General features: G+C 44.2%; 15 protein-coding genes. 12 read left to right on the top strand and 3 right to left on the bottom strand.

Annotated elements, in window-relative coordinates; genetic code table 11:
* Positions 1 to 5: 5 nt before the first annotated feature.
* Positions 6 to 3,023: an efflux RND transporter permease subunit gene (locus OH456_RS02840; RefSeq protein ID WP_270032751.1), complete on the top strand. Its 3,018-nt coding sequence runs from the start codon at positions 6 to 8 to the stop codon at positions 3,021 to 3,023.
* A 211-nt stretch (positions 3,024 to 3,234) separates the two neighbouring features.
* Positions 3,235 to 3,618 (top strand): DUF1090 domain-containing protein, encoded by a 384-nt coding sequence (locus OH456_RS02835; protein WP_198558603.1) that lies wholly within the window; start codon positions 3,235 to 3,237, stop codon positions 3,616 to 3,618.
* Positions 3,619 to 3,717: 99 nt separating this feature from the next.
* Here OH456_RS02835 and OH456_RS02830 read toward each other — a convergent pair whose 3' ends face one another.
* Entirely contained in the window at positions 3,718 to 4,350 is a 633-nt protein-coding gene (locus tag OH456_RS02830) for a response regulator (protein WP_006070155.1), read from the bottom strand.
* Positions 4,350 to 5,726, bottom strand: a complete 1,377-nt coding sequence (locus OH456_RS02825; RefSeq protein WP_006070154.1) for a sensor histidine kinase — start codon at positions 5,724 to 5,726, stop codon at positions 4,350 to 4,352. Before OH456_RS02825 ends, OH456_RS02830 begins: the two co-directional genes overlap by 1 nt.
* A 691-nt stretch (positions 5,727 to 6,417) precedes the next feature.
* Between OH456_RS02825 and OH456_RS02820 the strand changes: the two genes are divergently transcribed.
* Genes OH456_RS02820 through OH456_RS02775 form a run of 10 tightly spaced genes read left to right on the top strand, consistent with a single transcriptional unit; the run spans position 6,418 to position 13,461 of the window.
* Positions 6,418 to 6,828, top strand: a complete 411-nt coding sequence (locus OH456_RS02820) for an ATP synthase subunit I (protein WP_006070152.1) — start codon at positions 6,418 to 6,420, stop codon at positions 6,826 to 6,828.
* On the top strand, positions 6,828 to 7,598 hold the full coding sequence (gene atpB, locus OH456_RS02815; protein WP_006070151.1) for a F0F1 ATP synthase subunit A: 771 nt from the start codon (positions 6,828 to 6,830) through the stop codon (positions 7,596 to 7,598). Before OH456_RS02820 ends, atpB begins: the two co-directional genes overlap by 1 nt.
* 40 nt (positions 7,599 to 7,638) lie before the next feature.
* Entirely contained in the window at positions 7,639 to 7,875 is a 237-nt protein-coding gene (atpE, locus tag OH456_RS02810; RefSeq protein WP_004727739.1) for a F0F1 ATP synthase subunit C, read from the top strand.
* Positions 7,876 to 7,910: 35 nt separating this feature from the next.
* Positions 7,911 to 8,381, top strand: coding sequence for a F0F1 ATP synthase subunit B (locus OH456_RS02805; protein ID WP_006070150.1), 471 nt, complete (start codon positions 7,911 to 7,913; stop codon positions 8,379 to 8,381).
* An 11-nt stretch (positions 8,382 to 8,392) separates the two neighbouring features.
* Positions 8,393 to 8,935 carry a F0F1 ATP synthase subunit delta gene (locus OH456_RS02800; RefSeq protein WP_038230814.1) on the top strand — a complete coding sequence of 181 codons (543 nt, stop codon included), beginning with the start codon at positions 8,393 to 8,395 and terminating at the stop codon, positions 8,933 to 8,935.
* A 12-nt stretch (positions 8,936 to 8,947) separates the two neighbouring features.
* Positions 8,948 to 10,486 carry a F0F1 ATP synthase subunit alpha gene (atpA, locus tag OH456_RS02795; RefSeq protein WP_038230813.1) on the top strand — a complete coding sequence of 513 codons (1,539 nt, stop codon included), beginning with the start codon at positions 8,948 to 8,950 and terminating at the stop codon, positions 10,484 to 10,486.
* A gap of 24 nt (positions 10,487 to 10,510) precedes the next feature.
* On the top strand, positions 10,511 to 11,368 hold the full coding sequence (atpG, locus tag OH456_RS02790; RefSeq protein ID WP_031493101.1) for a F0F1 ATP synthase subunit gamma: 858 nt from the start codon (positions 10,511 to 10,513) through the stop codon (positions 11,366 to 11,368).
* A gap of 20 nt (positions 11,369 to 11,388) precedes the next feature.
* Positions 11,389 to 12,774, top strand: a complete 1,386-nt coding sequence (gene atpD, locus OH456_RS02785; RefSeq protein WP_006070146.1) for a F0F1 ATP synthase subunit beta — start codon at positions 11,389 to 11,391, stop codon at positions 12,772 to 12,774.
* 11 nt (positions 12,775 to 12,785) lie between these two features.
* Positions 12,786 to 13,229: a F0F1 ATP synthase subunit epsilon gene (locus OH456_RS02780; protein WP_006070145.1), complete on the top strand. Its 444-nt coding sequence runs from the start codon at positions 12,786 to 12,788 to the stop codon at positions 13,227 to 13,229.
* Positions 13,230 to 13,245: 16 nt separating this feature from the next.
* Positions 13,246 to 13,461: a hypothetical protein gene (locus tag OH456_RS02775; protein WP_006070144.1), complete on the top strand. Its 216-nt coding sequence runs from the start codon at positions 13,246 to 13,248 to the stop codon at positions 13,459 to 13,461.
* A gap of 281 nt (positions 13,462 to 13,742) precedes the next feature.
* Here the strand turns inward: OH456_RS02775 and OH456_RS02770 are convergent, their stop codons facing one another.
* The gene (locus OH456_RS02770) at positions 13,743 to 14,684 is read right to left on the bottom strand and encodes a LysR family transcriptional regulator (RefSeq protein ID WP_270032748.1); all 942 of its coding nucleotides are present in this window, start codon (positions 14,682 to 14,684) and stop codon (positions 13,743 to 13,745) included.
* Positions 14,685 to 14,705: the final 21 nt, after the last annotated feature.

Genomic DNA, 14,705 nt, shown 5'->3' with positions numbered 1-14,705 from the left:
TGACCATGTTTTCTTTAATCTCCTATTTTGCTCGGCGCCCGTTTCTCGCCCGAATTATTACGATTATGGTATTAATGATGGGAGTGATTTCATTATACACTCTTAAACTGCAAGAATACCCCGATGTTGCCTTCGAATCCGCTGAGGTGACGACCCATTACCCAGGAGCAACGGCTTCCGATGTTGAAGTCAATGTTACTAATCCATTGGAGAAAGAGTTACGCACGGTAAAAGGTATTAACTTTTTTTCCTCTCAATCTGTGGATGGCTTTTCTGCAATAGAACTGGAGTTTCTTCCAGATGTCGATTCCACACAAGTTATGCGCGATATTCAACAAGCCGTCGATAGGGTGAGTGGTTTACCGAAAGATATCACTAACCCGCCACTAGTGACTCAAAAGCAAACATCTTCATTTTCTGTTCTATCGTTCGGCATCAGTGCTGTTGGCGAGACGCAAGGGAATGGAGAGTTACAAGAGTATGCGTACCACTTAGAACGTGCGATAAGCGCACTATCAGGTGTTCAAACCGTCACACTCTCTGGGTATAGCGAGCGAGAGTTTTGGGTAGAGATTGATCCTACAAAGGCGAGTCGTTATCAATTAACGTTTGCCGAGATAAGTAATGCAATTGTTCAGTCGAACTTGTCACAATCGGGCGGAATGGTACGCGCTAAAAACAGCGAGCAAAAGCTGATCACGATGACTCAAGTGCAATCGGCGCAGGAAATTGGAAATATCGTTATTAAGGCGCTCCCTAGCGGCACTATAGTGAAAGTTTCCGATGTTGCGCAAGTGATTGATACCTTTGCGAAAGCGACGCAACAAGGAGTGATCAATGGTCAAGATGCGGTGTTATTCGATATCTCTAACAGCGGCAATGCGGATATCACTAAAACGGTCGCCAGTATCAAAGCGTTGCTAGAGCAAGAACAAACTACGTACCAGGGGCAGTTCGCTTTCCAATATGGAATGAACCTCGCTGATGACATGAGCAATCGCTTTACTATCGTGTCGACCAACGGTGCTATTGGTCTGCTCTTAGTATTACTAGTTTTGAGCATGGTACTCAAAAGACAAGTTGCTTTTTGGGTTTCTATTTCAATTCCATTTTGCATATTGGGTGTCATGATCGTATTGCCGATGCTTGGGCTGAATCTCGATAGTATTACCTTGGCGGCATTGTTGTTAGTTATAGGAATCATTGTTGATGATTCAGTGATTGTTGCCGAAAGCATTTATCAACAAAAAGAGGCGGGGAAACGGGGAGTTGAAGCTGCAATTGAGGGAACTAAAGCGGTCATTAAGCCTATTTTGGCCAGCTTGACGACCACGGCCTTGGTATTCATTCCGATGATGTTTATTCCTGGCATTATGGGGAAAGTGATTGTCGTTATCCCAATTACGGTTATTACCGCACTGTTGTTTTCTCTTGGTGAATGTACCTTTACCTTACCTGCACACCTTTCTGGATCGTTAGAATCAAAGCGTGCTACTTCAGGCAAATTCACTAAGGTAGCTGGCTGGTATCAGCGGATGTTGACCAAATGTCTTCGCTACAAAAAGTCTGTTATTACCGCGGCGATCGTCGTTGCATTAGCAGGGACGAGTCTAGTGATGACTCTTAAATTAGATATCTTTCCTTCACAAGCTGCAAAATATGTAGAGGTACATACCGAGGTAAAGCCGGGAACCTCGTTAGAAAATGTTCGCGTAATGCATGCGAGAATCGAGCAGGCAATAAAGTCACTACCCGTAGACGAACTCGACAGTTTTGAAATGACTTATCAATCGCCGGTGAGTACAGGTCGAATCAACTTGAGTGATTATAGCCAGCGAAAGCGCACAGCAGATGAGATCGTCGCTGAACTGAATCGTAAGGTTGCCAGTTACAGTGACCAGGTGTTTGTTAAGTTTTCCATTGATGCAGGAGGACCGCCTCCAGGAGAGCCTATCGAAGTGCGTGTCTTGGGAGGATTGGAGCATGATCGTCAACAAGCGGTCGAGCTGGTATCTAAATGGTTAGCCGAGCACTCTGGTCTTGCGAATGTTACTAACAGTGAAGCCTTAAAAGATCCTCAATTAAAAATAGTGCCACAGCACACATGGCTAGCGAAATATGGACTCACGATAGCGGACCTTGCCAATACACTACGTATTGCCTTTGATGGCGAGAAAGTCTCTTCCACGTGGTTAAGCACCCGAGAAGTCGATATCCGTATGATTTTAAATGAAGACTACCGCTCTCTAGAAAAGTTAGCGACAACAAAGATCTATACCTCAGATGGAAAACAAGTCCCGTTGAGTCGTTTGGCAAGAGTAGAGCAAATTGACTCCCCTAGACTGATCAAACATTACAATGGACAGCGAGAAGTGACTGTAACAGCACAGATAACGGATGATGCCCTAAGCTCAGTAGCACTGTCGAACGAGTTACTTACTGAACTACAGGGTAAATACGCTGCTACAGTAACTATTGATATTGGCGGTGAAGCGGAAAAAACTAATGAAACCATGAGTGGATTTATTGTTGCTTTTCCTTCCGCTATGGTGGCGATCTATTTTGTTCTCGCGATCATGTTTAATTCGCTACTTCAACCACTCTTAGTAATGGCAGTGATTCCATTTGCTGTTGTTGCATCGTTGATGGCATTGGTTGTGCACTTTCAAGCGTTGTCTTTATTCGCGTTGATAGGAGTGCTCGGAATGGCTGGAGTCGTTGTGAATAACGCTTTGGTTCTCATTAATCGAATCAACGAACTAAGAGCTGATGGAAATTGTGGTGTTGATGCGGTTATAGAGGCATCCGTAAGTCGACTGCGCCCAATATTATTAACCTCCTTGACAACAGTAGTGGGCTTATTACCACTCGCTTACGGTATAGGTGGCACTGACGTTTATATGGGGCCGATGTCGTTAACACTCGGCTATGGTCTATTGTTTTCGCTACCGATTGTCTTATTGGTTGTTCCAGTTTTGTATAGTTTGTGTTTTGTCTGTGAACGTGAACCGATGAATACCTAGAGTGTGTTTATAAGCAGTATACGATTGATAGGAAAATACATCATGTGTATGCACTCATGCGTCACTTTGGGCACATGGCTCCAATTTAAGCCAATCTAGATAATTAATCTTTACGTATAGTATCTTAATGTTAAGCTAAGAGGTGTTTGCTTTTTTATGCCACTAGTTTCTTTAGCCGAAGTCTAAGAGACGTAATCTATTTAGGTACACTATGAGAAAAATGACATTAACCTTGCTAGCACTTACCGTATCCGTTAGTGGCAGTGTGTCTGCCCAAGAAGCGTTGACGGGGTGTGCGGCCAAAGAGCAGCGACTCAAAACCAAGCTGGAATATGCTAAAAAGTATAACAACACTCATGAGATCCAAAGCCTCGAATTAGCCATAGAGAATGTTCAAAATTACTGCACTGATGAAAAGCTCTATAAGGAACGAATGCAGAAAGTGGAGAGCAAGAAGAAAAAGGTAGCGGAAAGAGCTCAAGAGCTGGAGCAAGCAAAAGCTAAGGGTGATCAGAAAAAAATCAACAAAAAGGAGCGCAAACTAGCGGATGCTGAAGAAGAGTTACAGGAGGCAATTTCAGAGTTATCTGAGTGATTATTCTCTATTCGAAAGCACACAAATAGCTCCTGTATGATCGAGTAGGCACTCTCGCGATAGAAGTGCCTACCAAGAACTGATTACTGTTTGTCGAACTTATTGAAGCATGCTGGTATAAACCTGCTGGCCCAAAGTAGTTAAAGTGTATACCTTGCCGTTGTCCTTAGTTACCAGCCCACAGTTTACAAGTTGTCTTAAGTGGAAGTTGAATTTCGTATGATCCTCGATACCGACAATTCGGCATAGATCCATGAACTTAATTTTGTGGTGTACTTTTAGTTGTCTCACTACGGTGCGGCGAATTGGGTTCGATAGTGCGCTGAATACTTGGTCACGAGACTCGGCATTTTGCACGTCCTTAGGAGAGCGCTCTGCATGAACACGTTTGAGTGTGACGGAGAGTGCGGATAGGTTAAATGGTTTAGTCAGAAACTCATCAGCGCCTTTTTTCATGGCGTCAACCGCAAGGTCTACCGTAGCAAATGCGGTAGTGACAATTACACCAATATTGGGTTGGAATCGGCGTAGTGTTGTCAGCGCATCAATGCCAGTGATTCCACCCATCACCACATCGAATAGGGCTAGGTCAAACGTCTTTTCTTTCGCGAGATCAAGAGCATCTTCGGCATTATCGACGGCGGTGACTTCAAAGCCTTCAAGTGATAATGCTTCCTCCAATACTTCTCTTAAGTCCGTATCATCTTCAGCTAAAAGTAGTTGCAGTTTCATTATTTAACTCCTGGTAGTTTGAACTCAACAAGTAGCCCCGGGCAAACATTCGAGAATGTAATAGAGCCGTTATGTTGTGTGGCAATTTGTTTAACGAGGGCAAGGCCCATACCGGTACCTTTGCCTTTTGGTTTAGTGGTAAAGAAAGGTTGTGTCGCCTTCTCTAAGGTTTTAGGGGACATTCCTGTACCCCAGTCGCGTACTTTCAATGACACTTTGTCATGATCTTTTTGAACTCTGATGGCTAGCTTGCGTTGATTGGCGCTGGCATCAAGAGCATTGGATACAAGGTTGATAACGACTTCTTCAAGCAAGGCTTTATCGCCTCTGACATAGAGTTTAGGGTCGATATCTAACGTCAGGTCATATTGAGCAAGACGGTAGCGAAGCATATCGAGAGCGGCATTCACTATGCTCTCAACATGCACTCGCTCCCGCTCAATACTGTGCTGATGTGAGTAACGTAGTACTTCTTGGCTTATGCAAGCCGCTCGCTCAAGTCCTCGACGTATACGGACGATTTGACGGTCTGCGATTTCTTGGTTCTCGCGATTCTGCTCTAACAAATCACAACTCATAAGAGCACTGCTAATAGGTGTTTTTATCTCATGGGCGATGGCTGAAGATAGTTCTCCAAGCTCTTTTAACTTCTGATTTTGTAGAGACAGTGATAGTGCCTCTTCTATTTGTTGTTTTCTTTCGAGATCAAACATCTTCAATGCTTGCCACAGTGTTGCCAATAGCATGACAGCACCAACACAGCGGAAGACCAAGACCCAAGCTCCATACTGAGCAAAAACAAGGGCGCTGCCGAGGCCGTATATGAAAAAGGCAATGCCAGATAGCAAGAAGTACAGATGGTTGGGAACATCTTGTTCTTCTAACTGTTTTGAATACAACGCAAGACCAACCCCTGCAACACAGCTAGCGATCAAGCTAAAAAGGAGTCGTGCGTTGCGAGTGGCGCTAATGGTAAAGGCGTAAAAATCTTGAGTAGAAAACTGATAGAAGGAAACCGCGAGTAAGAGAGTCGCTAGGCCTAACCAGACACGGCGAACGGTTTTAGCAATAGTGGCATCTAGAAGTTCGGTCATCTTCCATGCGAATAGGTTTAAAGGAAGATAGGCAATAACAAACTTTAATAGAAGTAGTACTTCCATCGGTTTCGTAATGACGAACTCTTGTTGGTAAATAGCAAGATACAATTCGCTCCACTCATGGAAGCCAAGCACCAATCCAGAAATGCCTAAGTAAGGAAGAACTTTAGCAATTTTTATTTCACTGCTGGACATATCGCGCAGTAATATCGCGAAAAATAGCGTTATAAATGCTAGTCCGTAAATGAGATAAATCTTAAATACAAAGAGAGTATCCATGAGTAATATTGTTTACAAGATAATCAGTATTAGTGTTATAGCACTTCTCTATGTGATCTCTATCACTGATATCTTACTTTCTATTTTTGAAAATGAACAAATGTAAGAATGTATAAAAACATATTAAGTCATTGATATATAAGGGTTGTGGGTGGGATTGTTGAGTGATTTGTCGCTAGGTTGTTACTAATGTAGTTAACTTGAGTGACAAAGCGTTACATTAACGAAGCGTGGTGGTAGAAGGAAAATTTATAAGGACTAGAAATAAAAAAATCACTCCTTGAAAGTCTATTCTGTTGGGTGGGGAAGAATAAACGATCAAGGAGTGAAATATAATTAAGCAAATATAATCTAAGTTGATAAGTGTATTTATCAAAAAATAGTAAAGGTTAAATGTAAATAACTAAAGAGTTCACATCCTTGTGAATAAGTTAGTCTGTAAGTATTGGCTTACTATATAAACGTAGCTTGATCATTAATGGAATACAAATAAATAAATCCTCCAAAAATGAAATGATAAGTTTCGCTAATTATTATTTATATTATCACTTTGTTGGGTGTATCTTTCTTCTCGCAAGCTGTGTAGATAAATAACTACATTTTGCGTCGATGATAAATTTAGTTATCCATTAATTAATTTAGTCGGTAATTAAATTTATCAATATGTTTTAAATACAATTAAGGATTGCTGATGCAAGCTAGTATCCCCAGCGAAGATATAATGCTAGCTGGGAAGCGGATATTATACAGCCAGTTGATGCTTGGGTCGGTATTTATACTCTACGAGCTCTTTTTTAAAGACAAACTAGATATAGAATCGGCGTTAATCGGAGTGATTATTGCAGTTGTACCTCCGTTCATAGGCATGATATTCGCGTCGCTAAAAGCTAAATATAAGCCGCAACAAAATTTAAAAGATCTGATGCGTTTGAGTCGCAATATCAAGATGATCTACACCATAGTGATGTTCATTTTGACATTTCGATTTATGGAACTGAGTAACGTTACTGTATTAGCCGGATATTGCATTACGGTATTAGGTTTCTTTATCAGTCCAATGCTTAAAGATCAGCAAACCATTGAACTACAGAGGAAAGCGTAATGGAAAACGTTCAATCAGCACATGACTATATTGAACACCATTTGACGTTCTGGACTTCGGGTGATGGTTTTTGGGGCATAAACCTAGACTCAATGTTGATGGTTTGGTTACTGGGTATCGTCTTTATCGTAGGCTTTCGCTATGCGGTTTCCAAGGCGACAAGTGGGGTTCCTAGCCGATTGCAATGTCTCGTTGAATTGGTGTTTGAGTTTGTCGACGGACTGGTAAAAGAAATTTTCCAAGCACAAGATAAACTAATAGGTCCATTGGCTCTGACTATCTTTGTTTGGGTATTCTTGATGAATGCTATCGATTTATTACCTATCGATTTTATTCCAGCCTTTACCCGAGCAATAGGACTTGGTCACTTTAGAGACCTACCATCAGCGGATGTTAATGTCACTATGTCAATGGCGTTAGGAGTATTTATTCTAGTCCTTGGTTATACCTTTAAACATAAAGGCATAAAAGGATTTATTAAAGAACTGACTACTCAGCCATTTTCACATCCTTTGTTATATCCGGTGAACCTGGTTCTTGAATTAGTCACACTAATTTCAAAACCTATTTCATTAGGTCTGCGACTATTTGGCAATATGTATGCGGGTGAGATGATATTTATTCTTATCGCACTAATGCCATGGTGGATGCAATGGGCGTTAAGTGTTCCGTGGGCATTGTTCCATATATTAATTGTCGGATTACAAGCGTTTATATTTATGGTTCTCACTGTCGTCTATATGGGCATGGCAGTAGAAGAACATCACTAATTCAAACTTAATTTACTAAATATATTTCTCAGGAGTTGTTATGGATATTGTAAGTGCTGTTTTATATGTAGCAGGTGCACTTCTAATTGGTCTTGGTGCGGCGGGTGCGGCAGCAGGTATCGGTAACCTTGCCGGTAAATACCTAGAGGGTGTGGCACGTCAACCAGATTTAACCCCGATGCTTCGTACTCAGTTCTTCATCATGATGGGTCTAGTGGATGCGGTTCCTATGATTGGTGTTGGTATTGGTCTCTACATCATCTTCGCAGTGGCTTAATTGATTTTTAATAAGTAAACATTGGTGAGGATGTTATGAACCTAAATGCAACCATGCTGGGTCAAGCAATCTCCTTCGTTATCTTCGTTTGGCTTTGCATGAAATATGTGTGGCCACCATTGGTAACACTGCTTGACGAGCGTCGAGACGAAATCGCGACTGGTATTAAGAATACTGCAGCCGCGGCAAAAGAACTTGAACTAGCAAAAGCAAACGGTGAGAGCATCGTTGCGGAAGCGCGCGAAAAAGCACAATCCATTATTGAGTTAGGACAGCAACGTCAAAACCAATTAGTGGAAGAAGCAGCAGAGCTAGCGCAAAAAGAGAAAGCGAAAATCATCGCTGAAGGTAAAGCTGAGGTAGAGAGCGAAAAGAGCAAGGTTCGTCAGGAGCTGAAATCTGAAATGGCAGATTTAGTGATTGAAAGTGCCAGCAAACTGATTCGCAAAAACCTTGATTCTAAGAGTAACCGTGAGCTTGTTGAGCACATGATTAGCGAAATGTAGGGGTAAATCAGATGAATGACTTTACCTCAATTGCTCAACCCTATGCCAAAGCTGCGTTTGACTTTGCCCTTGATGAGGCACTGCTCGATGAGTGGGGACAAGCGTTAGGGCTTTTAAAAATGGTGGTATCACAGCCAGCGGTCGTCGAGGTGATTGAAGACCTTGAAGAGGAAAGTTCAGAGCAAGTCTTGCTCGATATGATACTGACCTCGTGTGATGAGTGGCTTAGCCAATACGTTAAGAACTTCTTACGTGTTATGGCTGAAAACAAGAGACTCAAGCTACTGGCAACCACTGTTGAGCTGTTCTTTGAAATGAAAGCGGAATATGAAAAAACCATGGAAGTTTTGGTTTACACCGCAGAGCCATTGGAACAAGACCAATTGGTGGACATAAAGAACGCGCTTGAAGCTAAGTTTGGCAAAACGGTAACGATAGAACAGCAAATTGATCCATCCCTTGTTGGTGGAGTGATGATTAAAGCGGGCGAGCAGGTGTTAGATGGAAGTATTTACTCATCGTTACACCGTCTTGCTGTCAACCTACACGCATAGTAGGGGAAAGAGATGCAATTGAATTCAAATGAAATTAGTGAACTGATCAGAGAGCGCATCGCCAATTTTGACATGGCGAGTGAGGCGAGAAATGAAGGAACCATCATTTCGGTCAGTGACGGTATTATCACCATTCACGGTCTTGCGGATGCTATGCAAGGTGAGATGATTGAGTTACCAGATAACCGTTTTGCCCTAGCGCTTAACTTAGAACGCCACTCTGTTGGTGCGGTAGTGATGGGCCCTTATGCTGACCTTTGTGAAGGGATGAAGGTCCGTGGTACGGGTCGTATCTTAGAAGTGCCAGTTGGCCCTGCGCTGCTTGGCCGTGTGGTGAACACTTTGGGTCAGCCTATCGATGGCAAAGGCGAAGTGAAAGCTGAACGCTTTGACCCTGTAGAAGTGATTGCACCGGGTGTAATCGACCGTAAATCAGTGGATGAGCCAATTCAAACTGGTTACAAAGCGGTTGATGCTATGGTGCCAATCGGTCGAGGTCAGCGTGAGCTGATTATCGGTGACCGTCAAACAGGTAAGACGGCGATGGCTATCGATGCCATCATCAACCAACGTGACACTGGCGTTAAATGTATTTATGTCGCGATTGGCCAAAAAGCCTCAACGATTGCTAACGTGGTTCGTAAGCTAGAGGAACATGGCGCACTAGCAAACACCATTATTGTGGTGGCGTCAGCATCAGAATCTGCTGCATTACAATACCTGGCACCATATTCAGGCTGCACCATGGGTGAATATTTCCGTGACCGCGGCGAAGATGCATTGATCATCTACGATGACCTGTCTAAACAAGCTGTTGCTTACCGTCAAATCTCACTACTACTAAAACGCCCACCGGGTCGTGAAGCGTTCCCAGGTGATGTTTTCTATCTTCACTCACGTCTTCTAGAGCGCGCAGCTCGAGTTAATGAGGGTTATGTAGAGCGTTTTACTAATGGTGAAGTTAAAGGTCGTACTGGCTCGTTAACCGCATTACCGATCATCGAAACGCAAGCGGGTGACGTATCTGCGTTTGTACCGACTAACGTTATCTCAATTACCGATGGTCAAATCTTCTTGCAGACTCAGTTGTTTAACTCTGGCTTACGCCCGGCTGTTGACCCTGGTATCTCAGTATCGCGTGTAGGTGGTGCAGCACAAACCAAGATCATCAAGAAGCTCTCTGGAGGTATTCGTACCGCATTGGCTCAGTACCGCGAGCTAGCTGCCTTCGCGCAGTTCTCATCTGACTTAGATGAAGCGACTCGTAAGCAGCTTGACCACGGTGAAAAAGTGACTGAACTCATGAAGCAAAAGCAGTACGCACCAATGTCTGTTGCGAATCAAGCATTAGTCATCTTCGCAGCCGAAAAGGGTTTCTTGGAAGATGTGGCACTGAACAAGCTCGCGGAGTTTGAAGATGGTTTGGTGGCTTTTGCCAAACAGACTCAAGCTGATCTACTCGAAGAGATCAACAAAACTGGTGATTACAACAAGGAAATCGAAGGCAAGCTTTATACGCTGCTAGAAGAGTTTTCTGCGCTGCAATATTAACCATCAACCAAGTAGGAGTCAGTAATGGCAAATACCAAAGAGATACGCACCAAGATTGCGAGTATTCAAAGTACTCAGAAAATCACCAGTGCGATGGAGATGGTGGCGGCAAGCAAAATGCGTAAGGTTCAAGACAATATGGAAGCGTCTCGACCTTATGCAGACAACATGAAAAAAGTAATCAGTCACGTGTCTGGCGGTACGTTGGAATATAGCCATCCGTATCTGCAAGAGAGAGAAGTTAAGCGTGTTGCTTACATCATTATCTCTTCAGACCGAGGCTTATGTGGCGGTTTAAATACCAACTTGTTCCGAAAAGTTTTGTCTGAAATGCAAAGCTGGCAGGAGCAAGGTGTCGAAGTTGACACCACATTGATTGGTTCAAAAGCAATCAGCTTTTTTCAATCATCAGGGCGTGTCATTGCTCAAACCTCAGGTTTGGGAGACCACCCAAAGCTCGAAGAGCTACTGGGTACTGTCCACGCCATGATGGAGCATTACGCAGAAGGGCAGATAGACCGACTATTTCTGGTTTATAGCCAATTTGTAAACACCATGACGCAACAACCTACCGTGATGCAGTTGTTACCGTTTCCTAAGCAAGAAGAAGCGGAAAAAGAGACACGTTGGGACTACATCTACGAGCAAGCACCAAGAGATATCTTGGACCATTTGATGCTGCGCTACGTTGAGTCTCTTGTGTATCAAGGTGTGGTAGAGAGCATTGCTTGTGAGCAAGCAGCGCGAATGGTTGCAATGAGAGCCGCAACGGACAATGCAGGTCAGTTAATTGATGACTTGCAACTCGTGTTCAACAAAGCACGTCAGGCAGCGATCACTCAAGAGTTGAGTGAGATTACCGCCGGCGCTCAAGCGGTGTAACAGGATTCAGAGGTAAGATTATGAGTATTGGCAAAATTGTCAAAGTCATCGGTGCCGTTGTCGACGTAGAGTTCGAACAAAACAGCGGTCCGCGAGTATACGACGCTCTAAAAGTCGTAGGTGATGAAAACAGCTCACTTGTTTTAGAAGTACAACAACAACTTGGTGGCGGTGTGGTTCGCTGTATCGCGATGGGCTCATCCGATGGCCTAAGACGTGGTCTGCAAGTAGAAACTACAGGTAGCCCAATTACCGTACCCGTAGGTGAGGAAACACTAGGGCGTATTATGAACGTTCTAGGCCAACCTATCGATGAGTGTGGTCCAATTGGCGAACAAGCGTCGTATGAGATTCACCGTCCAGCGCCTAGCTACGAAGATCAGTCAAACAGTACTGAACTACTTGAGACTGGCGTGAAAGTTATCGACTTGATTTGTCCATTTGCTAAGGGCGGTAAAATCGGTCTGTTCGGAGGCGCTGGTGTAGGTAAGACCGTCAACATGATGGAACTTATCAACAACATCGCGAAAGCGCACTCAGGGCTTTCGGTGTTCACTGGTGTTGGTGAGCGTACTCGTGAAGGTAACGACTTCTATTACGAGATGAAAGAAGCGGGCGTTTTAGACAAAGTGGCCATGGTTTATGGTCAGATGAACGAGCCACCGGGTAACCGTCTTCGTGTTGCTTTGACAGGCTTAACCATGGCAGAACGCTTCCGTGACGAAGGTCGTGATGTGTTGCTGTTTGTCGATAACATCTATCGTTACACCTTGGCGGGTACAGAGGTATCAGCGTTACTCGGTCGTATGCCATCAGCAGTAGGTTATCAGCCAACGCTGGCGGAAGAGATGGGTGTACTGCAAGAGCGTATCACATCGACCAAAAATGGTTCGATTACTTCGATTCAAGCGGTGTACGTACCTGCGGATGACTTAACGGATCCATCGCCAGCAACGACGTTTGCTCACTTGGACGCAACGGTTGTACTGTCACGTAACATTGCAGCTTTGGGTCTTTACCCTGCAATCGACCCGCTTGACTCAACGTCTCGCCAGCTTGATCCGCAAATAATTGGTCAAGAGCACTACGACACAGCGCAAGCGGTACAAAAAACACTGCAACGTTATAAAGAGCTCAAAGATATCATTGCCATCTTGGGTATGGATGAACTTTCCGAAGAAGACAAGCAACTGGTATCTCGAGCTCGTAAGGTAGAGCGTTTCTTAACGCAGCCGTATCACGTAGCTGAGGTCTTTACTGGACAGCCAGGGGTGTTTGTGCCTTTGAAAGACACTATTGCGGGCTTCCAAGGTCTGCTTAACGGTCAATATGACGATATCCCAGAACAAGCATTTATGTACTGCGGCTCTATCGACGAAGTACTTGAGAAAGCGAAAACACTGTAAGGGGTGACGTGATGGCAATAGGTGTTTCACAAACAACCTTTCAACTCAATGTGGTGAGTGCGGAAGGGACGCTGTATTCAGGGCCAGCTCATGCAATCGCCGTTGCCGGAGCGGATGGTGAGCTCGGGATTCGTCCCGGCCACTCCCCATTAATCAGCAAGATCAAGCCAGGTGTTGCAAGAATTCTTGGTGATCTCAAGCAACCAGAGCAGATCTTGTATGTATCGGGTGGCTTGGTAGAAGTACAGCCTGACGTGGTTACCGTACTCGCAGATACGGCATTACACGGCAAAGATATTGATAAAGCTCGAGCGGAAGCGGCGCGCCGCGCAGCCGAAGAGAACATTAACAAGTATACCGACGACGTTAATTTTGCTCAGGCACAGCTCGAACTTGCAAAAGCACTGGCTCAACTACGAGCGGTAGAACTTACCGTTGCGCGAGCTAGATATTAAAACCGGAGGAAAGATCATGAGAACAGTTATTGAGTTTACACAAAGTGGTCGCTACATGGACCGAGCTTGGGAAGGTGAGATCTTAGCAGAAAAAGGGGTCCAGAAAGCAGTTTCTCCATCACTGGCTATGCGTCTAGTGAGTTTGGGCAGTGCGATTGCGATTTTTGGACCAGATGGAAAACCACTGACCGTGGATGATAACGAAGAGTTCAAACCAGAAGACAAGAAATAACACAAGCAACGATGAGGCTCGAATCTCATTAGCTAACAGGACGAACCCGGCAACGAAACTTTAAAGGCTCATATTCACCAATGAAGGCTTTGATGTTTCTAAAACAAGAACTGGCTATACCGTCCTCTCAGCTCCGTTGAGTTGAACTCAGCACTCAACAAACCGGACACTGAGGTGAGGTCAATCTATATAAGTGACTCCATCGCCACTTATCCAGATTGGTTTCAGCACTTAGCCGTCACTCTTTTCATAGTTGGGAGTGACGGCTTTTTCTTTTCTTATTACGCCATTCCTTTGTTTAGTTCCTTCTGACGCAAAGACAAGGAATGAACCAGCTCTGTTTCGACAATGTCTTTGAACGCTCTTACTTTTGCTGACATGTGTTTTCTACTCGGATACACCATGTAGACACCAAGTTGATGCTTTGGATAGTCGTCAAACAGTTCGATCAGTTCTCCGGCTTCTAGTTCGTTACCTAAATAAAATCGCGGCAAACGGGTGATGCCCAATCCGGCTTTGCACATTTCTAGTTCCATTTTAGCGCTGTTGACCGTGATTCTACTGGTGATGTCCACCGAAGCTTCATTCCCATCAAGATTCTCATAAACCCAGCGTTTGTTGTTTTTCGCGTAGCTATAACTAATGATGTTGTGATGAGCCAATTCGCTAGGCGCTCTTGGTGTTCCATATTGCTGAAGGTAAGCAGGAGAGGCCACCGTAATTCCTCTATCAGTAAAGAGTTTACGACTGATGAGTGAGGAGTCTTCAAGCCTATCAGACGCACGAATCGCAATATCGATTCCTTGTTCAATGACGTCGACTTTCTTATCGCTCAGATCGATATCTAAAGTGACCTTGGGATAACGTTGCGCATACTGGGTAAAGATCGCGCTCATAGTGGACAGCCCAAGGGCAACAGGACAGGTGATTTTTAGTAGGCCGGACGGCTCAATTTGACTACCGGACAACGACTCTTCCGCAGCTTGTGCCGCATCGACAACATCACGAGCATGTTGGTAAAAATTTTCCCCTTCAGGAGTGAGTTTCAGCGTACGTGTAGTGCGTTGAAGTAGACGCACGCCTAAGCGTTCTTCTAACTTGGTCACTTCTTTGCTGATGTATGAGGTGGAGTGCTGTGTCCGCTCCGCTGCGACAGTGAAACTGCCACTATCCACAACCTCGACAAAGACCACGTAACCATCCAATAGCTTCCCGTTGTACATCGTGCTTATTCCTAGTCATAT

It is taken from the genome of Vibrio sp. La 4.2.2, assembly GCF_027586995.1.
Lineage (GTDB): Bacteria > Pseudomonadota > Gammaproteobacteria > Enterobacterales > Vibrionaceae > Vibrio > Vibrio mediterranei.
The sequence above is the reverse complement of the archived record's forward strand: the minus strand, read 5'-3'. Positions and strand labels throughout refer to the sequence as shown.